This window comes from Gloeocapsa sp. PCC 7428 (assembly GCF_000317555.1).
GTDB lineage: Bacteria > Cyanobacteriota > Cyanobacteriia > Cyanobacteriales > Chroococcidiopsidaceae > Chroogloeocystis.
The window spans coordinates 3417105-3438973 of record NC_019745.1 but is presented as its reverse complement, the minus strand read 5'-3'; the positions used below and the strand labels follow the sequence as shown (position 1 = coordinate 3438973).

The 21869-nt window shown below is 42.3% G+C and carries 21 protein-coding genes; 6 read left to right on the top strand and 15 right to left on the bottom strand.

Annotation, left to right across the window (positions count from 1 at the left end; genetic code table 11):
- Positions 1–25 precede the first annotated feature (25 nt).
- From cmx8 to GLO7428_RS15090, 6 genes are all read right to left on the bottom strand, one after another.
- Positions 26–1711, bottom strand: a complete 1686-nt coding sequence (gene cmx8, locus GLO7428_RS15115; RefSeq protein ID WP_015189437.1) for a type I-MYXAN CRISPR-associated protein Cmx8 — start codon at positions 1709–1711, stop codon at positions 26–28.
- Positions 1704–4094, bottom strand: a complete 2391-nt coding sequence (locus GLO7428_RS15110; protein WP_015189436.1) for a CRISPR-associated helicase/endonuclease Cas3 — start codon at positions 4092–4094, stop codon at positions 1704–1706. Before GLO7428_RS15110 ends, cmx8 begins: the two co-directional genes overlap by 8 nt.
- Positions 4094–4756, bottom strand: coding sequence for a type I-MYXAN CRISPR-associated protein Cas6/Cmx6 (cas6, locus tag GLO7428_RS15105; protein WP_015189435.1), 663 nt, complete (start codon positions 4754–4756; stop codon positions 4094–4096). The genes GLO7428_RS15110 and cas6 overlap by 1 nt, the downstream gene beginning before the upstream one ends.
- Positions 4756–5742 carry a YafY family protein gene (locus tag GLO7428_RS15100; protein ID WP_015189434.1) on the bottom strand — a complete coding sequence of 329 codons (987 nt, stop codon included), beginning with the start codon at positions 5740–5742 and terminating at the stop codon, positions 4756–4758. Before GLO7428_RS15100 ends, cas6 begins: the two co-directional genes overlap by 1 nt.
- A gap of 502 nt (positions 5743–6244) precedes the next feature.
- The gene (locus tag GLO7428_RS15095) at positions 6245–6916 is read right to left on the bottom strand and encodes a haloacid dehalogenase type II (protein ID WP_015189433.1); all 672 of its coding nucleotides are present in this window, start codon (positions 6914–6916) and stop codon (positions 6245–6247) included.
- Complete coding sequence (locus GLO7428_RS15090) at positions 6909–7589, bottom strand: GntR family transcriptional regulator (protein ID WP_015189432.1); 681 nt, start codon at positions 7587–7589, stop codon at positions 6909–6911. The genes GLO7428_RS15095 and GLO7428_RS15090 overlap by 8 nt, the downstream gene beginning before the upstream one ends.
- A 110-nt stretch (positions 7590–7699) precedes the next feature.
- Here GLO7428_RS15090 and GLO7428_RS15085 point away from each other — a divergent pair, with 110 nt between their 5' ends.
- A complete protein-coding gene (locus GLO7428_RS15085; RefSeq protein ID WP_015189431.1) occupies positions 7700–9064 on the top strand; it encodes an MATE family efflux transporter in 1365 nt (454 codons plus the stop codon).
- A 36-nt stretch (positions 9065–9100) separates the two neighbouring features.
- Here GLO7428_RS15085 and GLO7428_RS15080 read toward each other — a convergent pair whose 3' ends face one another.
- The 3 genes from GLO7428_RS15080 to GLO7428_RS15070 all read right to left on the bottom strand — a co-directional run bounded on the left by GLO7428_RS15080 (position 9101) and on the right by GLO7428_RS15070 (position 12477).
- Positions 9101–10876, bottom strand: a complete 1776-nt coding sequence (locus GLO7428_RS15080; protein ID WP_015189430.1) for an ATP-binding protein — start codon at positions 10874–10876, stop codon at positions 9101–9103.
- A 206-nt stretch (positions 10877–11082) separates the two neighbouring features.
- On the bottom strand, positions 11083–11358 hold the full coding sequence (locus GLO7428_RS15075; RefSeq protein WP_051038442.1) for a hypothetical protein: 276 nt from the start codon (positions 11356–11358) through the stop codon (positions 11083–11085).
- Positions 11359–11586: 228 nt separating this feature from the next.
- The gene (locus GLO7428_RS15070; protein WP_015189429.1) at positions 11587–12477 is read right to left on the bottom strand and encodes a DUF3445 domain-containing protein; all 891 of its coding nucleotides are present in this window, start codon (positions 12475–12477) and stop codon (positions 11587–11589) included.
- A gap of 69 nt (positions 12478–12546) precedes the next feature.
- Here GLO7428_RS15070 and GLO7428_RS15065 point away from each other — a divergent pair, with 69 nt between their 5' ends.
- Positions 12547–13092, top strand: coding sequence for a GNAT family N-acetyltransferase (locus GLO7428_RS15065; RefSeq protein ID WP_015189428.1), 546 nt, complete (start codon positions 12547–12549; stop codon positions 13090–13092).
- A 368-nt stretch (positions 13093–13460) separates the two neighbouring features.
- Here GLO7428_RS15065 and GLO7428_RS15060 read toward each other — a convergent pair whose 3' ends face one another.
- The 3 genes from GLO7428_RS15060 to GLO7428_RS15050 all read right to left on the bottom strand — a co-directional run bounded on the left by GLO7428_RS15060 (position 13461) and on the right by GLO7428_RS15050 (position 15508).
- Positions 13461–14006 carry a Uma2 family endonuclease gene (locus GLO7428_RS15060; RefSeq protein WP_015189427.1) on the bottom strand — a complete coding sequence of 182 codons (546 nt, stop codon included), beginning with the start codon at positions 14004–14006 and terminating at the stop codon, positions 13461–13463.
- Between the two features lie 217 nt (positions 14007–14223).
- Complete coding sequence (locus tag GLO7428_RS15055; protein ID WP_015189426.1) at positions 14224–14610, bottom strand: VOC family protein; 387 nt, start codon at positions 14608–14610, stop codon at positions 14224–14226.
- 139 nt (positions 14611–14749) lie between these two features.
- Positions 14750–15508, bottom strand: coding sequence for a helix-turn-helix domain-containing protein (locus GLO7428_RS15050; protein ID WP_015189425.1), 759 nt, complete (start codon positions 15506–15508; stop codon positions 14750–14752).
- Between the two features lie 178 nt (positions 15509–15686).
- Between GLO7428_RS15050 and glnT the strand changes: the two genes are divergently transcribed.
- Genes glnT through GLO7428_RS15035 form a run of 3 tightly spaced genes read left to right on the top strand, consistent with a single transcriptional unit; the run spans position 15687 to position 18757 of the window.
- Positions 15687–17012: a type III glutamate--ammonia ligase gene (gene glnT / locus GLO7428_RS15045; protein ID WP_015189424.1), complete on the top strand. Its 1326-nt coding sequence runs from the start codon at positions 15687–15689 to the stop codon at positions 17010–17012.
- A gap of 9 nt (positions 17013–17021) precedes the next feature.
- Entirely contained in the window at positions 17022–17750 is a 729-nt protein-coding gene (locus GLO7428_RS15040) for a gamma-glutamyl-gamma-aminobutyrate hydrolase family protein (protein WP_015189423.1), read from the top strand.
- 17 nt (positions 17751–17767) lie between these two features.
- Positions 17768–18757 (top strand): pentapeptide repeat-containing protein, encoded by a 990-nt coding sequence (locus GLO7428_RS15035; RefSeq protein ID WP_015189422.1) that lies wholly within the window; start codon positions 17768–17770, stop codon positions 18755–18757.
- Here the strand turns inward: GLO7428_RS15035 and GLO7428_RS15030 are convergent.
- Both GLO7428_RS15030 and GLO7428_RS15025 read right to left on the bottom strand, forming a co-directional pair.
- A complete protein-coding gene (locus GLO7428_RS15030) occupies positions 18721–19149 on the bottom strand; it encodes a type II toxin-antitoxin system HigA family antitoxin (RefSeq protein ID WP_015189421.1) in 429 nt (142 codons plus the stop codon). The two genes, GLO7428_RS15035 and GLO7428_RS15030, sit on opposite strands and share 37 nt — an antisense overlap.
- A gap of 23 nt (positions 19150–19172) precedes the next feature.
- On the bottom strand, positions 19173–19475 hold the full coding sequence (locus tag GLO7428_RS15025) for a type II toxin-antitoxin system HigB family toxin (RefSeq protein WP_015189420.1): 303 nt from the start codon (positions 19473–19475) through the stop codon (positions 19173–19175).
- A 222-nt stretch (positions 19476–19697) separates the two neighbouring features.
- Here GLO7428_RS15025 and GLO7428_RS15020 point away from each other — a divergent pair, with 222 nt between their 5' ends.
- Complete coding sequence (locus GLO7428_RS15020) at positions 19698–20408, top strand: SDR family NAD(P)-dependent oxidoreductase (RefSeq protein WP_015189419.1); 711 nt, start codon at positions 19698–19700, stop codon at positions 20406–20408.
- A 36-nt stretch (positions 20409–20444) separates the two neighbouring features.
- Here the strand turns inward: GLO7428_RS15020 and GLO7428_RS15015 are convergent, their stop codons facing one another.
- Positions 20445–21845: an aminopeptidase P family protein gene (locus GLO7428_RS15015; protein ID WP_015189418.1), complete on the bottom strand. Its 1401-nt coding sequence runs from the start codon at positions 21843–21845 to the stop codon at positions 20445–20447.
- Between the last annotated feature and the right edge of the window lie 24 nt (positions 21846–21869).

Sequence of the window (21869 nt, the reverse complement as noted above, 5' to 3'; positions counted from 1 at the left end):
TTTTTACATCCAATATATGAGTAAATTAGCTATTAGCAGAAAGAGCAAGTAGTGTTAAAGTGCGAATACGTTCTGTATCGTCATAAAGAGCTTTAGTTAAGCTCACATAATCTTCCGACTTCATGTGTTGTGGAACGGAACATAAAGAAGAGACAAAATAGTTAATGAAGTCAATGCTTTCGGTTCGACTTCGTACATCCAGAAACGCAGATTTGGCAATTTTTTCTTTTTTCTCAGCATAATTTCCGTAGCCTGATTTATTTCTAGCTTCTTTTTGCTCGTCGCTAGCGAAGCCAGAAATTTCCCATTCCTTTTTCCATTCCAAGCCATATTTGGATTTGAGTTTAGCGCGGACATATTCTTTTACTAACCGGAAAACCAATTGTTCGATGTTGATTTCAGTTACTGATGCATTTTTTTCTGTCATAGTATTCTCGTTTTTGAACGCCTCATATACGTCATGCTTAAAGTAATCGTTTTTGGTAATTTGTTCATAGGGAAGAGTACAAAGCAGTGAATCAAACCCTACATACCAAGGAGAATGATTCACTAGATTAAGTAATCGCTGTTTTCGGAATAAGGGACTCCAATAGTTGTTACGAATCTGGACGTAACGATCCAACATTGCTTCTTCTGGATCGAGACGGGTAACACTAAGCAAGCGGATATTATTTCCTTGTTTTTCTGTGTGAACAACATCAATCCCAAAGACAGTTGAAGCAATTCCTGTTTTTTCTCCTATCGTTTGAGTTAGGCGATCGCGCAATCGTTTCATCATGTCCAAAGCACTTTCTATAGCTAAGTCCACAATGCAATCGCGGGGACGATAACCAGATTTTTCAATACTGCGATGTTGCAGAATATCTTGTAACTCATCACAAAACCATGCTAAATAAGCTACATCAGGAATAGCGATCGCATATCCAACAAAGTTTCTTTTTCCCTCATTATCTATGACTTCAGGAACATAAATTTGAGCAGCAAATGACCAGAAATGCAATAAAAATTGAAACCTGGCTCGGTCTTTAAATGGTGTATTTTCAGCATTATTAGCTTGTGCTCCTAAAAAATAGGTACTAGGCAAATCAACGGTAAATTCTTCAGGTTGAATTAACTGTTGCCAAACTTTAATAGCATCTTCGTTATACTGTCCTTCTGCTCTTGCTTCAAAAGGTTTACGAGTTGCAGGAACACCACGTAAAATATTCCAAACCATATCTCGCCAGAGTTTAACCCAAAGTCCATTGCTATCAGCACTGTTGTCGTAACTCGGATCGGATAAAAATGAGCCTTTGGGAACAACAACAGGATAGATATAAACTTTTTTAACCTTCTTTTTTTTGGTTTTAGGATCGGTTTCCTCTCTTTCTTCTTCTCGTAACGGTTGAATCACCTCTTTTGTACGTTGATTTTTGAGGAGTTGATTGCGTTCTTGTTCTTCAGCACTTGCTGCATAAATTTCGTCAAAAAGTGCTTCTAATCCGGCTCGATTTAGCTCTAAAGTTGCACCTCGGTCGTCAAGACAATTTAGCTGACAAATAGCACCATTTTCAACCTTTTCTTTAAATTCTGGCTGCCGTTCTAACCAGCGAAGAATTAACACTAATCCTGCCAATCCTACTCGATGTTGAGATGATGGCAATTCTGCTAGTTGATAATCTAAAGTTAGAACATCAACTGTTTTAGTTTGTTTTGTCTTTGTTTTAACCAAGTTCCACCTCCTCTAAAGATTTAGTGATAAATCCACTATCTTCGTTGTAATGTCCTTCCCAAGTCGCCACACTTAGATATTTAGGCAACCAACTTGGATAGGAGTCTTTAGAGTTTGCCCATTTTTTCGGCACATTGATAATGAAACGTTCTTTTTGATGCTTTGCAGGAGAATCTAGAATTGCTTTTACGGTGTCCAAATCTTGATCTAGAATGCAAGGCACAGAAAAGTCGTCTGTATCGCGGAAATTGCTAGGAATAGCATAATAACCACTTTCCAGAAACTGCGCACTACCATCAGCTTCTCGTTCGGGTGGCGAATAATGCTCTAAAGCTTCGGCAAATTGACGCTGACTAACTGTTTTATGACTTAAACTTTGGAGAAATTGTTTTGCATCTTCTAACTCATCTTTTTGATAGGGTAGATGATTAGGTGGTGTATAAGTATGCAGCTTGGCTTGAAAATCTAATCCTCTAGCTAAATGGCGGTTAGCCCTTCCAAAACGTTGAACTAAAGAAGGAATAGGAGCAATTTCGGTTATAAGAACATCGGCGTCTAGATCCAGACTCATTTCACAAACTTGAGTTGTCACTGCGATCGCGGGTTTTCTTGCATCTGGATCTTTCTGCAAGGCAAAAGCTGCAACGGTTTTAGCATGAACTTTTTGCCGATCTTGGAGGCGAAAGCGGCTGTGATAGGTCAAAACTTGAGTATTGATCGCGTTTAATTTTTGGGCGATCGCTAGACATCGATCGACTGTATTGACTACCCACAACACTCGTTTTCCTTGCTGATAAGCTGTTACAGCCTTCTCAAAAGCCGCAGCAAACTTGTCAACAGGTTCTAAGTAATAGCGAGGATGAGATTCCTTTTCCTCTAAATCGGGTAGCAAGTCTCGATCTGCTGTGGTGGGATAAACGGTTAACCCTGCTTTTTTTAATCGTTCTCGTCGAGAAGGAGGCAAAGTTGCTGTCATGCATAATACAGGAATATCAAAGTTTTCCAAGAAACTAACTAAGGAATCAAACATCCTGCGATCAAAACTGTGAACCTCATCGATAATTACCGCACTATCAGCCAGAACAGGTAATAAACAAATACTTTGATAGCTGTGTTCTAAAAAGCTCAAAAATTGATCTACAGTTGCACTAAAGTAACGCCGCGACCAAAACCCCAAGGCATAAAGGCGTTCATCTGCCTGAAAGTCTTTACCTTCAATCGCTTCAGTGGGATTTTCTTGCATTGCTTCGAGTTCATAACGCGCTGTTCCTGTCACCAAAGCTGCATCCGTTGCTGGCGACCAACCCACATAATCCCGAAAGCCTTCTGTTGCAGTTCCTCTGGTAGGATAAAGAAAAATAACTTTACCGATTTCGTATTCTCTTGATTGCTGTTCTGCCCACTTCCAAGCACCTAGCGTTTTGCCTGCACCACAAGCCGCTAGAAGTAATGCTTTTGAGCCTTGTTTAGCGATTTGTTTTTGAAAAGTTGCCAGTTTAAAACTTCCTGTTTTAGCTTTAATTTGCTCGATACGAGGATTAATAATGGCATTGGCAATATCATCATGAGTGATAGATTCAGAATGAACGACCTCTTCGATCCAATCTTCAATATCTTTTCCTTCTCTGACTAACCCTGACGCTGCGGCATCCGCTACAATTAGCCCTGCTTTAACGGCAACTAACAGCGATTTTCTGGGCTGATTTTTTACATCTCCCAGTTCTCGTTTAAAATTCGTCCCAAATTGCTTACCTTGCCTATACGCAAGTTCCCATAACGAACCAGGTTTCCAATCAATCTGAGGCACTGAAGGAATAGCTCCTAACTCAGCAACCTCTGCAATCCGATTTAAAATTCTTAAGACTTCACCGTGTTGAAAATACAGTACTACTGAAGTTTTACTAGATTGAGGCTGACACCAACGGTAATTTTTGAGTGTTTGACTAGCTTCGCGATCGCCTTTTATTGTTATCTGACTTTCAGATGCTTTCAAATGATGAGATAAAACAGCCGAAGTAACTACATCAATATCTAGACTTGAATTTTGAGCCAACCAGATACGAACTTCAGGCAAACACAAAACCAAAGCACTTAGATGTTCGTGTCTTAAAGTTTGCGGTTTGAATCCTAACGCTTTTACTGCCTCATAAAAATCTTCATTAGCCTTACCAATATCGTGAAATAAAGCAGCTATTCGCAAATTAAGTAAAAACTTTTTTTGGGATTCTTCGCCTTCAATACCAAAAAATCGACACCAGTTTCGCCCCCAGCGACCAGTTAAACGAAAGATCAACTCAGCCGCTTTCTCAGTATCTCGTAAATGAGCTTCAAGAGTAACTTGTGGCTTGCTCTTAGCTAATAGTTTTTCAGGTATTTTAGACATTAGATAATTCTCCTTTTATTGGTAAAAGGAACGAATACACCACATCCCATTCGGCGTTTTCCACCTAATCCATATATCTGTAATTTGAGCGAATCCTCATCACTTAAATCAAAAACGCCTAACTTAAATCCCACTAGTGTAAATCGCTTGATTTTGATAGTTTTCCTTTCTGCTTCTCCCTTTTCATTAACTGGGACTACTATTGTTCCTTTTATTTCCAAATCTTCTAACTGCCTCAATGCAGCTTCTAGGAATGCTTCTGGTTCTTGATATCCTTTAATCGTTACAATTCTCGCCTTGAGTTTTGATGTAGGTTGAAGTCGATAAATCTGGGGAATTCCCAAATGAATTGTATGATTGCCAATAGTTAAAGTTTTCCCTGCCAATCCATAAACGAGGGGAACTTGATCGTAAGGTAAACGTATTACCAAGCGCGATCGCTCTGTTAAATAAATCTTTCCCTGCTTATCAGGTATGCCTGCGATCGTTTGAATGCTCAATCCTTCAAGATGATGGAGGTTGTGATTCCAGTGAGTTAGGGCAGAATACAACCCATATCCATGATCGGCAGGAAAGCTTTCACCAGTGACTGAAAAACTTAAGTTTATATAGGGTAAACTGGCGGACGGATTATCTCTTAGTTTCTCTGTCATTGCTAGCATTAATTGTTATCTCCTACATTTAAATAGCGTTCTCTCATTTCCTTAACTTCTGCTTTCACCAATTCCACCAACTCAGTTGGCGCTTGCACTACTGCACCCTTTCCGTAACCCAACACCCACCGCTTCAGGTCATTTAACCCTGAAGTTGTGAGATGCAAAGTTAATGAACCATCTGGGTGTTCCTCAATTTCTTGAGTAACGTGCCAGCGACGTTCGCGAATAAAGGGCGCTGCTGATGCATCAAACCAAATAACTACAGAGACTGGGTGTCCCCCGACCTCATGCTGAAAAATCTTCTGCAAGTAAGTTTTAGGATCAAAATTAGACTTGCGCTCAAAGGTTTCATCGAGTAGCTGTAGTTCCTGAATGCGGTCGATACGAAACCAGCGAATTTCTTGGCGTTTGTGGCAAAAACCAATGACATAAGGGTTAGTGGCGCGGTAAATGTGAAGCAGATAAGGATCGATGACTCGCTCGGATTCCTCAAGTCGAGTTGCTGCATAATAGCGAATCCACACTCGCTTTGACGTACGACAAGCTTCTAATAACTGCTGCCAAATCAGAGGGTTGAGGTTGACCATTTGCGCCCCCGCACGAAAGATAATTCGTTCGTCGGCTAACTGCTGTAAGTCAATCCAAGTTTGCTCTGGTAATCGCTCGGATAACCGTTCAATTGACGATCGCAATTCCTGTTCATACGCCGAACCTGCGTAGGCTTCTAGCATTCTTGCTCCCAATGTCAGCGCAAACAGTTCTCCTTTACTTAAAGAAATACTCGGCAGTCGCCATGCCAGATCTGTGTAACGCCAACCTGTTTTTTTGCGATACTGCAAGGGTGCATGATAGCGATCGCGCAAAAATGCTAAATCGTCTCGAATCGTGCGATCGCTTACTTCCAGAGCCTGAGCCAAGCTAACACTAGTTTGACCGCAACTTGAGCGCAATAGGTGATCGATGTGTAGCAGCCTTTCCAGATGACGCGACATAGTTCTATAAGATTGAGAGTTCATCTCATCCTATGAAAGTAACCAGGCAAAACAGCTTCCGCCTTCTGTCAGCTTTCCCAATTTGTAGAGTATTGATAACACAGTCCCACAATTAGACTTCGTGGCACTATGTAGATTAAAGGGAAAAGGCAAACTTAATAGCGATTTTCGGTGCTTTTGCTCAGCGTCTATCTGGACATTCTCGAACAGCTTTGCGAATAATAACTTTTAGTAAAATGCAATAAGTTCTGTTTGCCGTTCCCTGAAAACACGGTAATAGTAAAGTATTTAGCACTTAGCCCAAAAAAGGCTAATAGCCAATAGCTAGCTGTTTAATGACTAGTTATATCATCTCCGATTAAATAACCTTTATTTGTGGTTAGTTACTAGTCACCCTTCACCATTTTTATCATCACTAATCAACCAGATTTAATATTAGCAATTACTAACCCTTAAAGGTAAGTAGTAACTGCTTTTGATATCAAACCCAAAATTGTTTATGCTAAATATCAATTAACGAAACAAGCGATCGCAAGTCTGGTACTTCTAAATCTGGTAAATTACTGCTAGCTTCAGCGTTGCGATTGACCCATACGGTTGTTAATCCTAACGATCGCGCTGGAACGATATCATGATACAGACTTGCGGCAACGTGTAATACTTGTGCTTGTGGTATGCCAATTCTAGAAAACGCCAGTTTGAAGTTATTTAAGGATGGTTTGTAGCTTTTTGCTTGTTCGGCGCTAATAATCTCATCAAATTCAACTTTTAAATGCTTAGCGGTAGCCGCAAATAGATCGTCATCTATATTAGAAATAATGACTAGCTTATATTTTTGTTTGAGTAACTGAAGTGCTTCTATTGTATCAGGAAAAGGTTGCCAATTTTGTAAAGATTCAGGAAGCGAGTTTATTTCAGGTGCAGTTGGTGTAAAATCAAAGCGATCACCAAATTTTTGTACAACTTTTTTGAGAACCTCGCGGTATTTAATATAACCTTGTTGCTGAATTACTGGCTCAATTTCGGAATAACACTTAATAATTTCACGATCGTCTATTTTAACATTATGAGCCGATAAAATAGGCTTCATTGCACCTAAAATACCGTTTTCCCAATCGATTAAAGTGCCGTAGCAATCAAACGTTAAAGCTTGATAATCATTAAAATTAATCATTTTTCTGTTCTAATGCTTTTAAATGTGCTATTAGTGCTTGACCATCACCGTTGTGTTCTTGAGCAATTTGTTCTGCAACTTCAGCATTACCTGAACAAATTGCATCAACTAAGCTTTCGTGCTGCAATCTAATTTCATCTAAATTCGGATGAATCGCGTTGCACGAAACAATGTATAGTCTAATTTGTTGTTCGACAATTTTGTATTGTTGCTGCAAGCGCTGGTGTTCCGAAAGTTCAATAATCGTTTTATGGAGTGCAAAGTCTGTATCTGCTAGATCTTGCCACTTACCGCGTTTTGCTGCTTTGACTAAATGCTGTAATTGAGTATTGAGAATTCTTGTTTTAGCAGGCGTGATTGACTCTGCAAGCAGTTTTGCGGCTAATCCTTCTAACGCATTGCGTAAGGTGTAAAGTTCCCAAGCATCGCGCGAACTTAATCCGGAAACTGCACAACCACGATAGGGAAACTGTTCCACTAAACCTTCATACGTTAGCTGCTGTAACGCAGATCGAATTGTACCGCGACTTAAATTTAAGCGTTCGGATAACTCAATTTCCAATAACCGCGAACCTGGTGGAAGAACACCACTGAGAATTTCTTCACGAATCGCATCCGTGGCTTGTACTTCAAGACTGCGATGAACGATGGTCAGTTGCGATCGCCTCTTCATGAAAAATGTACTTTGAGCAGCATTAAGCAATAGTCTATAAATAAAATTTTAGATTGTCAACAATCAGCAATGCTACAGTGAACTAGAGCTAATCTCATGCAATCTGCACGATGTCTTTAACCTCCAGCCCATCGCTCCGAACTGAATTTAAGGAGTTTCTGCGACTCGCAATTCCCTTAGCCAGCGCTCAAGTTGCGCAATCGGCAACAGGTTTTGTCGATACTGTAATTATGGGCAGATTAGGGCAAGAAACCTTAGCAGCGGGAGGACTCGCGGCAATTACCTTCACGGCGCTACTCAACACTGCTGGCGGCGTTGTCATCGGAGTTAGCCCTTTAGTAGCGGAAGCTTACGGCGCAGGGAACAAAGCACGAGTTCAACAAGTGGCGCGTCAAGGGTTATGGCTATCAGCGATCCTGGCAATTCCCGTGATGTTCTTCCTCGGCAACATCGATACACTGATGCGTCAGTTTGGACAACAAGCAACAACAATAGCATTAGCAAAAACATATTTAGACATTATGCTTTGGGGATTGTTCCCCGCTTTAGCGTTTGCAACGTTACGTAGTGTCGTTTCAGGGCTTTCGCACGCACGTCCTGTCATGATAATTGTTATTGGCGGTACGCTGTTTAATATTGCAGGTAACTATGTCTTAGGGCTTGGTAAATTGGGGTTTCCGGCAATGGGGCTACAGGGGCTTGCTTGGGCAAGTATCGTATCGCTTTGGGGAATGTTTTTGTCGCTGGTTGTTTACACGCTGAAACACCCGAAACTAAAAGCTCACCGCTTGTTTGAGAATTTACATCAGTTAAAGTTGCGCATCTTTTGGGAATTGGTGTTAATTGGCGTGCCAATCGGGGTATCTGCTGCTTTAGAAACCGGACTGTTTACAGTTGTCACTTACCTGATGGGTGCATTAGGAACTGAAGTACTTGCTGCGCATCAAATCATATTGCAAACCATTATCGTCATCTTCATGGTACCGCTGGGAATGTCGTTTGCCACAACAATTCGCGTCGGGCAGTGGAGCGGACAGCAAAATTACGCTGCGGCACGACTTGCGGGTTATGTGGGGATAAGTAGTGGGGTTGTCTTTATGACACTCATGGCGATCGCACTGCTTGTATTTCCGCTGCAAGTCATAGGGCTATATATCGATATCCGCGCGCCAGAAAACGCCTCAGTCTTGACGATCGTCATGCCAATGCTTACTATCGCATCTGTCGCTCAAATCTTAGATAGCGTGCAAAAAACAGCATCCGGCGCACTTTATGGACTAAAAGATACGCGCATACCAATGTTAATCAGCTTCTGCACGTTCTGGGGCGTTGGCTTAACGAGTGGCTACTTACTCGGATTTCGTTTTGGTTTGGGTGGTACAGGATTATGGTTAGGACAATCAATTGGTGTGGCGATCGCCGCTGGAGTTTTTTTATGGCGCTTTCGTCAACTCAGTTTGTCTAAAAGTTGGTAATTGGTAATTGGTAACTGGTAATTAGTGATTTTCAACTCAAAACTCAACATTCAAAACTCCTTTCCATCCTGCGAGGTTGGCAATCACGGCAACTAACTCAGTAGGATTGACGGGCTTGGCGATATGCATTTGAAACCCTGCGGCTAGCGCACGGGTACGGTCTTCAACTCTAGCATACGCTGTCAGCGCTACAGCCGGAATTCTCGCACCGTTCGGTGCTTCCATCGCTCGGATACGGCGAATCAGACTATAGCCATCCTCCCCTGGCATTCCAATATCGCTGACTAAAATATCCGGTTGAAACTGTTCAATTGCGGCGATCGCTTCGGCGACAGACGCGGCTGTTTTTACGAGTGCTTGGCATTCCTGAAGTACCGTCGCAAGTAAATCGCGTGCATCCGCCTCATCATCAACCAACAAAACTTTCAAACCACTCAGCGTTGGAGCGTAATCAAAAGAAACTTCACCGCCTACCGTCGGATGTACGCGCTCTGATTCATGCGTCTTTAAAACAACAGTAAGCGGTAATTGCACCATAAAAGTTGTTCCCTGTCCTTCGCCAGGGCTTTGCGCTTGTACAGTACCGCCATGCAGTTCGACTAAATGACGCACGATCGCAAGTCCCAAACCTAAGCCGCCATGCGATCGCGTATGCGTACTATCAGCCTGACGAAAGCGCTCAAAAATATACGGCAGAAATTCAGGGCTAATGCCTTGTCCCGTATCGCTAACAATGATTTCAACGTGTGAATTAACCCGCTCTAGCCGCACTTGCACCCGTCCGCCTTTTGGCGTAAACTTAATGGCATTCGACAATAAATTCCACACGACTTGCTGTAAGCGATCCGAATCTCCTGAAACCGGACCTGCTGATGGATCGAGTACACTTTGAATCCGCACTTGCTTGGCATCAGCTGCTGGACGCACGGTATCAATTGCTGCCTCAATCACCGGAACAAGCTCAATCGGACGAACGTGCAAGCGTAGTTTCCCAGTAATGATGCGCGAAATATCAAGCAGATCTTCAATCAAATTTGCTTGACCTCTAGCGTTACGCTCGATGGCTTCCAGCGCCCGCGATCGCGTCGTTTCGTTTAGCTTCTGGCTGCGGAGAAGTTGCGACCATCCTAACATGGCATTAAGCGGGGTACGCAACTCATGCGAAAGCATCGAAAGAAACTCATCTTTAGCACGATTTGCTGCTTCTGCTGTCGCACGGGCTTCTTGTTCGCGTATAAGTAACTCATCTTTCAACTTGTTGGCAGCTTCTAGCTGCGCAGTGCGATCGCTCACTCGTTGTTCGAGTTCCAGATTCAAAGTGCGAATTTGTGCTTCCGCCCGTTCGCGTTCAGCAATTTGATTGCGTAGCTCTAAGTTTGCCGCCTCAAGCTGGGCTGGACTCGGTAGCGCTAAAGCTTGTGGTACTAGTGGCACAAGCAGTGCAGCCGTATAAACGGAAACAACTGCTGTTACAAGTTTAATTGTTCCCGATAACCAGTAATTAGGATGCCATAGCGTCCAGATTCCCATTAAGTGAGTTGTACCGCACGCCACAATAAAGGCACCAAATAAAAGAAAGATCCAGTTAAAAGGTAAATCTTTCCGCTGGCGGACAAAATAGATGAGCGTCAGGGGAATTGAGTAGTAAGCAAGCGCAATAAGTGAGTCCGAGACGATATGTAGCCCTACTAATTCTGGTTTCCAAAGATAGCAGTGTCCGTGAGGAATAAACGCCTCAACCATAGTTTGCTGAGCGAATCCACTCAGATGTCCTAGCTCACCATGCAAAAAATCTAATGTCAAACTGTTCATCTTTGTTTATTATTGAGCCATCCCTCTGCGGAAAGATTCAGGCTTACTCAATGCTGTTACATCGTTTCAGCCTGATTCAATCATTATGATATTTAATTCACGAGCAGATGTTTTGACAAATAAAAGATGAATATCTTTGCTTACTCGGTTGGCTCAGTTTTTCTTTATCTCCTCTTGTGCTAAATTTTTGCGAAAGTTATAGGGGTTTAGAAAGAGTAGCTGACTCCCACAGAAGCACCCACTTGTGTTGTATCCAGAAAACCAGCATCAACACTGATACTTGCACCTACTGCATCCGCGATCGGTATATCTAAACCTACAGTTGCCATCGGAGCAACTTGTCCATTGTCTCCTGTTGTAATAACAACACCACCACCAATATAAGGAGTCACACTATCGCCGATATCCGTGTCTGCGCCAGTGGAAAAATCAACCGTTAAAGGAACAGTAATACTCGGCTTGTACCGAGCTACTGATTCCAATAGTTAGGATCGACAATCCGGTTGCAGCAACATACTTGAACATAAGATCGCCCTGATGAACTGTGTTACAGAAAATGCGATCGCATCTTAAGCTGGGGAAAAGTTAATTGCTAATAATTACCAGCTATCAAGTAATATTTATTACTTCTATATCTAAGCTTGCGATATCACTTATTAATACTATGTTTGATACAATACTCATCATACTCAGGAGTGAACTCGCAAAACCTAAAAAGCTGCTACTCGCTGCAAATAAGCTAAAAGTGGATTCTTAATAGGCAAAATATTTTTATAAATCTGCATTTGGGGCGGAATTTGCTGAATGACTGCGGCTAGTTGCGATGCGATTTGGCGATCGCGTACAACAAACTTTAATGAATACACGTAAGTACGAATTGTAAATAAGATACTGCCACTCTTAGGTAATCGCCGCAGAGTTTGCCGCTCGACTCTTAACCACAACTTCTCTCCTGCGTTTTCAGCAGTAATATCTGCACCAAAGGTTTCAAAACCATGCGGCTGTGTGAGAAACAACTCAGGAGAGTCAACAATACCCCAATTCAGACGATATTCAGGAAATTCTGGTTTAAGGCGATCGAAGAACTTATTCACAGGTTGCTCTAACTTTTCAGCATAACCAGGAACTGGATCGTGAATCTGTACCAAAGGACGCCCCAACTTTTCCCGTAAGCGCCACCGTGCTGGAAAGCAAACTGAACCAGCTGTCAAGATATATTCATTATCTTTGAGTTGCATTAAACATAAATCTTCTTGTACCAAACGTCCAGCTAAATCAAGTGGATTATTGGTAAAATTACTTAAACTCCACTTTTGATTAGTCATTTTATTAACGACGTAATTGCCTTGCTGCTGATAATAGTTGGGGAAATACTGCAATAAATGCTCTAATATGAGTTCTAATACTTCCTGTTGTCCTGCTTGACTTTCGGGAAGACACCCGCAAACATCTGAATATTGTTCTTTGAGAAGCTGATCTTTGTAGTTCAATTCCTCCGTAAAATCTTCGTCAATCTCAATCCATTGTTGCAACTGTAGAGGCTTTAGCCCCATTGCCATTCGCCATTGCCCATCTGCGAAGGGTAAATAAAGAGGTTTCACCTGATATTTCTCCCTCTGATATAGCCCCACCTACTAAAGTTTAATAAATGCTGCTAACGATTGTTATTAATGCTCGCATTTCCCCATCTGAAAACAAAACGGTTGTTACTTCGCCAAGCAGTTCAAGAAGATGCTGAGGCAATATTTGCTGTGTTTTGCGATCCTCAAGTTACTCAATTTCATAACCTTGATACATTTACCCATCTTGACGAAGCAATTGCGGTCATTGAGCAACGGGCAAAAGGATTTGAAAGTGGGCGTGGTATTCGTTGGGGAATTGCGCGTAAACAAGACAACCGTTTGATTGGTTCGTGTGGATTCACATGGAATCAAGAAGCAAATGCAGCCGAGGTTGGCTATGAACTAGCTAGTCAGTTTTGGCAGCAAGGCATGATGAGTGAAGCTTTACGTGCGATCTTACTATACGGATTTGAAATTATAGAGCTAGAGTATGTTATTGCACAGGTTATGTTAGCGAATGTAGCCTCTCAAAAATTGTTGCAAAAATTAGGTTTTCAGCGTCAAGGTATATTGCAGCAGCATGGTTTTTGGAAAGGGCAGTACCATGACTTAGAGCAGTTTGTGTTGACAAAAGCTGAGTTTGTCGCTGTATGACAAAGCTGATAAGCGGCTGGATATACAATACGTAAAGATGAGCAGGTAGGCTACAATCGGTGCTAGCTTTGACAATAGAGCGTTAGTGTAATAAAGAAAATAAGTACGATGTCATCCGTAGCACTTACTTAGGAGCCGAAAACCCCTAGTTCCCGAACTTTGTAACGTTGCAACAACGACTTGTGTTGACTCAGCCATTGCTTGACCTCTTCCAGCGTTTTCATAGGCTCTATTTTCTCCTTAAGGTAAGCACAGTGCACGATCTAGCTTATCCTGCTCTATCGGGGAGATAAATAGTGTATCAACAAAGACTCAATTGCTTTGGATTTCTACTGAATAATGTGAGATGGCACTGATAATGACTCTCCTCAAACTATATCAAACAAATCAGCAACATTTAAGACAAAACCTGGTAGTACGCTAATTGAGCTATGACTCCGAATCGTTTGCGGTAAAGAATCACGCTCAAAAACTGTAACAGATCGCGCTTTGGTATCTACCACCCAAACTTGGTCTACACCAGCAAGTAAATAGTCGGTTGCTTTCTCAGTCATTTCCCCAAAGGTTTGACCAGGAGAGATAATTTCGATAACTAACTCTGGTACAATTGGACAAGGTTCATCTTCATTCCACGCTTGGGGTAGCCGTTCGTAGGACACATAAATCAGATCAGGAACCGGAACCCAATCTTTTTGCTGTCGTTGTAAAATTACACCCCATTCAGGACGAACCCGACCGTATTTTTGTTGCTCGCACCATTGGTTTAATGCTATTAATAGCTGTAGTTGCAACGTCGAATGTTTGTATTTGGGTGACATTTTGGGTTTAAGCTGTCCCTCCACCAACTCGTAGCGATCGCTGTCTGGTAGAGACAGAAACTCTTGGAGGCTAAGTTGATTTGCGGTACGATTCATCGCGATCGCCCTCTTTGCTTTGCATTGGTATCTACTCAAAATTGTATGGGAAATTCTTTTTTAGGAATCCAGCGCTGCCAAATTTTAGCTAGCTTATTTTCTTGAATTAATTCGGTAAGAGTATTATCGAGCGATCGCACTCTTTTTTTGCTGATTACTGCAAAGATGCATTGGCAACACCAATTCTGGCAAAGTTGTGAACTAGAGTTTGATATCATCACAAAACTGGCGTACACAACTCGACAACAACTCCATTCAAGTCACGCACATAGCCTACGGTTTGTCCCCAAGGCTTCACTTCTATTGGCTTAACTGCTACTGCACCAGCTTTGATTGCTTGGTTAAAAGCTTCCTCAATTGTCTCAGTGATAAATGCCACTTCCACAGCAGCCGCGTTATTCTCTAAACGGTGAGGAGTTATCGTTAAACCATTGCTTTTAGCCATCTCTTCTGAAGCAAAGGCAAGTATTGTCGAACCAGTTTCCATCTCTGCATACTGCGAACTCTCATGCACAAAACGGCGCGATAATCCAAAAGCCTGCTCATAAAAACTAACAGCAGCAGATACATCTGGCACATAAAAAATTGTATATCCAAACTTCATTACAGTTAAATTCCTTACCTTTCAAAGTCCCCCATGTATGGGGAATTTAGGGGGTTGATACGAGTCAAGTTGCTTAACGATTCATATATTGCTTCAGCAACAGTGAAACTGTCTTGAAGAAATCGGACACCGAAAATATTTATTGCTGAATAAAAGCAGTTGGTGACAAACCAGAAAAAGCCTGAAATTCACGTGTCATATGTGATTGATCCGCATAACCATTCTGTAGTGCAATGTTGCACAAACTCAGTTGCTTTTTGGAACGTAACAGCGCGATCGCGCTTTGAAATCGCAGTATCTGTGCCAACATTTTGGGTGATAATCCTACTGATGCAACTATGTCGCGTCGCAGTGTTCTCTCACTCACACCAATTACAGATGCTACATCAGATATCTGCATTTGTCGTTCATTGGCACAAAGGAGTTTTACAGCTTCGCGAACACGCCTAGGAACATCATCAACAGTCGTCATTTTTAGCTTCAAGACTGCATTTTGGAAAATACTCAAAGCCTGCTTAACCGAAGTACACTCGCAAAGTCTATCAAACATATTGACAAACCGCGCAGAACACTCTTGTGCCATAACCTCTTGCTGAAACAATGACACAGCGCTTAATCCTAAATAGCTAGCTGCTATACCTGGCTTGAAGCGAACTCCGATAAAAGTGGTACAAGGTTCAATATTGACTAATTTAAAGCGGTCTGTGGGACCATAAACTGTTAGAAGTGGGTTCGTTATTCCACCTCCCCAGCTTGAACGCTGAAAGCGGAAAATCAGATCTATGCATCCGTCCGGTAACACGCGATGGCAATGGGGAATTTCTTTTTGGGGAAAGTACCAAAAGGCATCAATGTCATCTGCAAGTGCGATCGCAGGCACAAATTCATAGTACGCCATTAGCTCATCGTTATTTATCTTCTAGCTTAAGTGACTTATACCAATTCGTAATTATTTATTCTCCCCTACACCCCTGCTTCCCTTCATAAAAACCTTCAACTAATACAGTATCAACAGCTACAAATCTGTCATAACAAGTTTGGTTTACTCGGAGACAGAGCAATTGGGAGTAACGGCAGTGACGACAACCTTGATCCGAGGAAAAGCCCTAGCCGAGTTAGCCAAAGAATTACAACTCGATTTTTTTCTTGTATCTTACACCGATCTGTTAGGGGGAACCCGTGCTAAACTCGTTCCTGCCGCGAAAATTACAGCAGTAGAAAACGATGGAGCTTGCTTCGCGCCGTTTGCAAGTAATCTAGGTTTAGGACCTGACGCGCATGATATTGCGGCTGTACCCGATCCCAATTCGCTGATTGTGCTACCGTGGCAACCGAATGTTGGTTGGCTAGCAAGTGATGTGTACTTAGATGGCGAACCATTTGCCGCATCGCCGCGCGTCATTTTTAAGCAAGTGCTGCAACAGTGCGAAAATTTGGGTTACAGCTACAAAACCGGAGTCGAAGCTGAATTTTTCTTGCTTAAAAAAAGCGAACAAGGTTACAAAATTGCGGATACTCAAGACACTGCCGTACGACCTTGCTACGATCAGTTGAACTTGATGCGGCAATTTAAATTAATTTCCACACTCGTGGGATACATGGAAGAATTAGGCTGGGAACCGTATCAGTGCGATCATGAAGATGCAAACGGTCAATTTGAGATTAACTGGACGTATAGTGATGCATTGACGACGTGCGATCGCCATGTCTTTTTCAAGTACATGGTGAAAACTCTAGCAGAACAACAGGGCTTAACCGCCACATTCATGCCCAAACCCTTCAGCCAACTCACTGGAAACGGCGCACACATCCATATGAGTTTGTGGAATGACGGTCAAAATATCTTTGCCGACGCCACTGAAGAAATGGGATTATCAAATATAGCGTATGAATTTCTTGCTGGTGTTCTAGCGCATGGTCGTGGATTAGCGGCACTCTGTAGCCCAACGATTAACTCATACCGCCGGATTGGGGCAACAACAACCGCATCCGGTAGCACCTGGAGTCCCCGTTATATCTCTTATGGTGGAAACAATCGCACGCATATGATCCGCATTCCCGAAGGTGGGCGCTTTGAATGTCGTCTTGTCGATGGTGCAGCAAATCTTTATCTTGCCTTAGCAGGCATCTTAGCAGCAGGGATGGAAGGCATGGCAAAACATCTCACAGCAGGAAAACGCTTGGATGAAAATATGTTTGTGCGAGGTTTAGAATTTTCTGATTTACCAACTCTGCCAACAAGCTTACTCGAAGCACTACAATGCTTAGAAAAAGATTCTCTATTGATGCAAACTTTAGGAGAACAAGCCGCAAAAACTTTCCTCGATTTTAAATATCACGAGTGGAATAGTTACAACGCGCAAGTGACAAGCTGGGAGGTTGAGCAGTATGTTAACTGCTAAACTTGGGAAATGATACAGCCTCCGATTATTGGAATCACAACCTCAGGACACGCTCAAACGAGTAGTTATTGCTTACCTAGTTCGTATGCAGCAGCCGTCAAAGCCGCTGGTGGCGTAGCAGTATTGATTCCTCCAAGTGAACCAGTAGCAAGTGATATTATCTTGCAAAGAATTGATGGTTTGATCTTCTCCGGTGGCGGAGATATTGATCCTGCTATTTACAACGGTGTCATGCATCCGACAATTTATAATGTTGACTTGGAACGTGATCGCGCCGAAATTGCCCTAGCCCAAGCCGCCCTAGCCTCTGATCTTCCCATACTCGGTATTTGTCGCGGTTTAGAAGTGCTTGCAGTTGCCACCGGAGGAACGTTGATTCCCCATCTTCCTGATGAATATGGTGAAGTCGTGACGCATCGCGCTGAAGAATTATTATCAATTCAACACGGTGTGGATCTGGTTGCTGATAGTCGTCTTGCCCAAATCATCGGTACAACCGCAGTCGATGTCGTCTCCTGGCATCATCAAGCTGTACGTACTGTATCTTCAGAATGGCGCATTACCGGATGGGCGGCGGATGGAGTCATCGAAGCCCTCGAACACAAGTATCACCCCTGGGCGATCGCAGTACAATGGCATCCTGAACTTTCCAGTAGTGTCGATCCTTTACAACATCGTATTTTCCAAGCTTTCATTGCCGCAACACGTCAAGCAGCAATGGCTAACTGCGAATATTAACAACAAATTAGTAACTTATGACTAATGCTGCCAATCAACTACTCAAACAAGGAATTATCCAATATCAAACAAACGCGTTTGCGGAAGCCTTACAATCTTGGCAACAAGCATTAAATTTGTATCGCACAGATCAAGATCTGCAACGCGAAGGCGCAGCGTTAGGAAACTTGGGTGCAGCGTATCAAGCTTTAGGAAATTTACCCGATGCGATCAGGTGTTTTGAGCAACATTTAGTTTTAGCGCAGCGAATAGGCGATCGCAAAGGTCAAGTTAATGCATTATTAAACTTAAGAAACGCTTACTTAGCCCTTGATAATGCAACAAAAGCGAGTGAATATCACCAGCAGCAGTTAGCTTTAGCACAAGAAATTTTAACTTCCTCCACCGCTGATAATTTTACAAAAGTTGCCACATTGCTTGGTTTAAACCCAATTGAAGATTTTGCTGGAGCCAACTTACATGGTGCTAATCTGAGCAATACAAATCTCAAAGCAGCAAATCTGCAAGGTGCCAAGTTGAGTCGTTGCAATCTCAGTTACGCCAATCTCAATTCTGCTAATTTAGCGCACGCAATTCTCAACAATGCGGACCTCAAACTTGCTGATTTAAGTCGTGCTAACTTATCTAATGCTTGTTTAGCCGGTGCTAATCTTAGCAATGCAAATCTCCGCGATGCCAACTTGCAAGGTGCTGATTTGCAAAATGCCGATTTACGCTGTTTAATGCCTCGTGCTAACCTCTATGGGGCAATACTAACGAGTGCTAACTTGTGTAGTGCATATCTGCAAAATGCAAACCTTCGTGGTGCTAATCTCACGGGGGCGCTACTGCAACAAGCTGATTTGAGTAGTGCAGATTTGAGTTATGCAAACTTAAGTAACGCAGATTTAACTCACGGGGAACTTAATAACGTGAAAGTAGAAAACACTCAAATACAAGGAGTAAAGGGACTTTCTGCTGAGATGAAACGTTACTTGCTAGAACGTGGTGCTATTATTGATGATTGAGGAAAGAAAACAGCGGGAGAAACGTGAAAGAAATCAGCTAATTTTTCAATATGCTCTACAGTAAAGCTACGTTTTCCATTAAGTATTTCAGATACAATAGATTCAGTTTTAAAAATAGGAATAAGATCTTTTTGTTTAAGATCAAATTCATCAATCAATGCTTTGAGTAACTCAAGACCACTTAAATCTGGAATTGATAAAGATTTTTCCTCGTATTCATAAACCAGAATTCCTAGTACATTAAGATAATCTTGTTTTTCTGGCGTTATTTCGTTATCAAGTAGATTATCAATGACTTCTTGAACGACTTGTCGATCTGCCTCTGATTTGATTGGGCGAGGCGGGAAATTTTGTAAAAGTTCAATATAATTATCAGATGCAGTAGTAGACATATGTTCTTAACCTCGTTAACAACCTACCTATACCAGTTATCTTTTTTCCAATCATCTTGATCGTACTCAGAGTGAGTAAGAACATAGCGAATAAACACTTTTTGGTATGTGTAATCAATAAAAGCAATTAGTCGATACTTGTTACCACCAATATTAAAAACGATCAATTTTCCAACTTGGTCAGCCGAGGGAAAAACTTCAGGTAACTCTACAAAATTCTGCCAACTTGCATTAGTTGTAATTTTGTACCAAAGAAGTAAACTCTTTTGAGAATCAGGGTGTTTTTTCCAAAACTCAACAAGACGAGAACGAGTAATAACGTGCATAGCTAATGAGAGTAGAACATATTAAATCTCGCCATGATTTATAACCACTTGGTTACTTAGCTGTTTACAACCAATGAAATCTTAGCAAAATGCGAAGCTGGTATCAATGCACGATTGTGCAAGTGTACATACAGTGAAAACTTACTCCTTGAGTATGAAGTTTATGCAAACAAAAAACCACAAAATGCATTGGTGTACTAAGAGGCATGAGATACGATCGCTATGAATTCTCAATTTCAAGAAAAACGCGCGCTGGTGACTGGAGGTAATAAGGGCATAGGATTTGCCATTTGTCAAGGTTTGCTGCAAGCAGGTTTTGAGGTGATTATTGCAGCGCGTTCGCTTGATAAAGCCAAAGCAGCGACACAAAAGTTACCTGCAAACGCATCTGTGCGTGTTGTGGAACTTGATGTTACTGATGATGATAGTATTCACCACGCTGTAGAACAATTAAGTGAAGAAATTGACGCTTTGGATGTTCTTGTCAATAATGCGGGAGTGTATCCCGATCAGGGCGTGAATATTCTCAATATGTCGCGTAGCATACTACAATTTGCAATGAATACCAATACCTTTGGTCCTATTCACGTTACGCAAGCTTTCCTCCCATTATTACAAAAAGCTACTCAAGCCCGCGTGATTAATGTTTCGAGTGGCTACGGCGAAATGAGTGGATTATCCGCAGATGTCCCTAGTTACTGCTTATCTAAACTTGCACTCAATGGGGCAACAATTATGCTTGCAGAAGCATTACAATCGCAAGGAATTGCAGTTTATGCAATGTGTCCTGGTTGGGTAAAAACTGATATGGGTGGTGAAAATGCACCGCGATCGCCACAACAAGGCGCAGATACCGCAATTTGGTTAGCAACCAAAGCGTCACCCGATCTTAGTGGCAAGTTTTTCCGCGATCGCCAAGAGATTTCTTATTAAGAATAGCGTGGCTATTGGTCAGTGGCTAATCACTAGTCACTCTTCACTAATCACTAGCCACTCTTCACTACTTTGTTCAATATCCTCAGCTTGGGTGGGCAAATCTGCGGTTAATACCTCGCTTCCGGCTTCAGTAACTAGCACATCATCTTCAATCCGAATTCCGCGTACATCGGCAAACTGTGCGAGACGTTCCCAATTAACTGCATCTTGATACGCACTGCGGACTTCGGAGTTATTTAAAATTGCTGGAACTTGATAAAATCCAGGTTCAATTGTTACCAGCATTCCAGGACGTAAGGGCCGATCCAAACGCAGATATCCTAAACCAAAGCGATCGCTTCTCGTCCTTCCTGGTTCATATCCTGCTAAATCTCCTAAATCTTCCATATCATGGACATCTAAGCCGAGTAAATGACCGACACCATGGGGAAAGAACAACGCATGAACATCTTTTTCTACTAAATCTTCTGCATTACCCCGCAAAATGCCTAAATCGACTAACCCTTCCGCAATCGTCGTTGCTGCCAAAAAATGAAGATCGCGATACTCAACACCTCGACACACTTTAGCAATACAAGCATCGTGCGCTGCTAAAACAATATCGTAAATATCTCTTTGGGTAGATGAGAATTTACCCGAAACTGCCCAAGTCCGCGTCACATCCGCTGCCCACCCTGTGGCTGTTTCCGCACCTACATCCGCAAGCAACAAGTCTCCAGCTTGAATTCTATTATGGTAGCGATCGCTATGCAACACTTCGCCATGAATCGTCACAATACTTGCATACGCACAACTCATATTTTCTGCAATAATCGCACTTTCCATCGCCGCGCGAATGTCAGCTTCAGTTTTAGCCTTCCGCGTCGCCGCCATTCCTGCTTTATGCGCCTTTACCGTCACCGCCGCAGCTTTGCGCAATTGGGCTAACGCACCGGCATCGTGAACAAGGCGCAAAGAAATAATTGCTTTTGCTAATTCTAAATCAATTCCTTCCAGTGGTCTTTCTGGCAATACCCAGCGATCGAGTAACTGTGTTTGTTCTGTCCAAGTCGCTGCATCTTGCACTGGAATTGTTGCTACTCCGGCTAAGTGTGCGGGTAATTCTGCCATTGGGAAAACAGCATCAGCACCAATTTTTTGCGCGATATCTTCTTTTGTAGGTGTTTCCCCATGCCACAATGTATAACTAGGAGACGGATCGTCGATAAATAAAGTTAACTGTCCAGCTTCTAAACAAATTGCCGCATTTTCTAACGGTAATCCAGCAAAGTAGAGAAAGTGACTGCTAGCACGAAACGGAAACGTATTCGCCGCAAAATTACGCGGACTACGACGCCCTGACCATAATACAACAGGTGCAGCAAAAATTTCAGCAAGTCGCCGACGACGATCGCCCAAAGTATCAGCAAGGCTATGATTACTGTAACTATTCATACACTAAAGCAAAATTCATCAGTT

Coding starts and splice junctions, on each gene's coding strand:
- GLO7428_RS15090 (WP_015189432.1), bottom strand. CDS start 7,589: ATGAAGAGGCGATCGCAACTGACCATCGTTCATCGCAGTCTTGAAGTA.
- GLO7428_RS15035 (WP_015189422.1), top strand. CDS start 17,768: ATGACTAATGCTGCCAATCAACTACTCAAACAAGGAATTATCCAATAT.
- GLO7428_RS15015 (WP_015189418.1), bottom strand. CDS start 21,845: ATGAATAGTTACAGTAATCATAGCCTTGCTGATACTTTGGGCGATCGT.
- GLO7428_RS15055 (WP_015189426.1), bottom strand. CDS start 14,610: ATGAAGTTTGGATATACAATTTTTTATGTGCCAGATGTATCTGCTGCT.
- GLO7428_RS15065 (WP_015189428.1), top strand. CDS start 12,547: ATGCTCGCATTTCCCCATCTGAAAACAAAACGGTTGTTACTTCGCCAA.
- GLO7428_RS15110 (WP_015189436.1), bottom strand. CDS start 4,094: ATGTCTAAAATACCTGAAAAACTATTAGCTAAGAGCAAGCCACAAGTT.
- GLO7428_RS15040 (WP_015189423.1), top strand. CDS start 17,022: ATGATACAGCCTCCGATTATTGGAATCACAACCTCAGGACACGCTCAA.
- GLO7428_RS15080 (WP_015189430.1), bottom strand. CDS start 10,876: ATGAACAGTTTGACATTAGATTTTTTGCATGGTGAGCTAGGACATCTG.
- GLO7428_RS15100 (WP_015189434.1), bottom strand. CDS start 5,742: ATGTCGCGTCATCTGGAAAGGCTGCTACACATCGATCACCTATTGCGC.
- GLO7428_RS15020 (WP_015189419.1), top strand. CDS start 19,698: ATGAATTCTCAATTTCAAGAAAAACGCGCGCTGGTGACTGGAGGTAAT.
- GLO7428_RS15060 (WP_015189427.1), bottom strand. CDS start 14,006: ATGAATCGTACCGCAAATCAACTTAGCCTCCAAGAGTTTCTGTCTCTA.
- GLO7428_RS15025 (WP_015189420.1), bottom strand. CDS start 19,475: ATGCACGTTATTACTCGTTCTCGTCTTGTTGAGTTTTGGAAAAAACAC.
- cas6 (WP_015189435.1), bottom strand. CDS start 4,756: ATGCTAGCAATGACAGAGAAACTAAGAGATAATCCGTCCGCCAGTTTA.
- GLO7428_RS15050 (WP_015189425.1), bottom strand. CDS start 15,508: ATGGCGTACTATGAATTTGTGCCTGCGATCGCACTTGCAGATGACATT.
- GLO7428_RS15085 (WP_015189431.1), top strand. CDS start 7,700: ATGTCTTTAACCTCCAGCCCATCGCTCCGAACTGAATTTAAGGAGTTT.
- GLO7428_RS15095 (WP_015189433.1), bottom strand. CDS start 6,916: ATGATTAATTTTAATGATTATCAAGCTTTAACGTTTGATTGCTACGGC.
- GLO7428_RS15030 (WP_015189421.1), bottom strand. CDS start 19,149: ATGTCTACTACTGCATCTGATAATTATATTGAACTTTTACAAAATTTC.